Source organism: Massilia hydrophila, from assembly GCF_020208145.1.
Taxonomy (GTDB): Bacteria; Pseudomonadota; Gammaproteobacteria; order Burkholderiales; family Burkholderiaceae_D; genus Telluria; species Telluria hydrophila.
In genome coordinates, this window is sequence record NZ_JAHYBX010000050.1 from 1 (window position 1) to 467 (window position 467).

General features: G+C 37.5%; 1 protein-coding gene. It reads right to left on the reverse strand.

The window, feature by feature from the left end; all coding sequences use genetic code 11:
- Window positions 1–269, reverse strand: a 269-nt coding sequence (locus tag LE190_RS22250) for a DNA polymerase III delta subunit-related protein (protein ID WP_501039623.1), incomplete at its 3' end; no start/stop codon positions are given.
- Window positions 270–467: the final 198 nt, after the last annotated feature.

Here is a 467-nt window from a genome sequence, read left to right on the forward strand (position 1 = left end):
TCCTTATGCTTGGCTATAAAAGGATACGACATGTGAAGATCAGGGTGGATCAGTTTGCTATATTTTCGACACGATGGACATTCGCCACAACTGTCTGTCAATTGCCGGTTTTCGCAATTCAAAAACTGCGCATAAGCATAAGCAAGAGCAAGGCTGCCTGAACCCTCAGGACCAAGAAATAATTGCGCGTGACTCACACGGTTTTCTTGAACTGTGCGAACTAAATGTTCCTTGATGTCTTTGTGCCCAATGATCTCTTTAAACTGCATACAATACTGCTATTATACAAATGTAATAAATATTGTGATTTATTGGGCCCAATTTGCTTTCTATACTTTTGGCGCTGTGCTTATTAATTGAAATACAATTGCTTATTTGAACGATTGAAATCGCCTGATGTGGAAAGAAAGGCGCCCATAAAACTGAAAAATATTGATTAATTTGTGTATTATTGCACATAATAATTA